Here is a 444-nt window from a genome sequence, read left to right on the forward strand (position 1 = left end):
CCCAGCCTCAGCGCCGGGCAACCCCCGCCCAACCAAACCGTCACGCCAACAACCCCCGCAACGGAAACACCGCCCGCCGAGCCGCCACCACCGCCTGATCCAACCGATCCGCAGGGTCGTACCCCGCCTCCCACGAAGCCCACGCCACCGGCCACCGCCCATCAGTCATCCGCACCGGCCCCAACGACCGCGTCCGCGCGAACACCTCCCGCCGCCACCCCTCCGGAATCACCGTCTCCGGCGCCACCGGCCGCCCCGCCGCGATCCCCACCAGATGCGTCCACGACCGCGGCACCACCTCCACCACGGCGTAACCCCCGCCCCCCAGCGCCACCCACCGCCCCCCGGCGTACTCGTGCGCCAGGTCGTGACACGCCACCTGCACCGCCCGCTGCGCGTCCAGCGACACCGCGAGATGCGCCAGCGGATCCTCGAAGTGCGTAT

Annotated in this window: 1 pseudogene; it reads right to left on the reverse strand. The window is 73.6% G+C overall.

Going from position 1 to position 444, the window contains the following annotated elements:
* Positions 1-40: 40 nt before the first annotated feature.
* Positions 41-444: pseudogene (locus GTW67_RS14700) on the reverse strand (acetoin utilization protein AcuC); the annotation flags it as partial.

Source organism: Streptomyces sp. SID5910 (genome assembly GCF_009862125.1).
Taxonomy (GTDB): Bacteria; Actinomycetota; Actinomycetes; order Streptomycetales; family Streptomycetaceae; genus Streptomyces.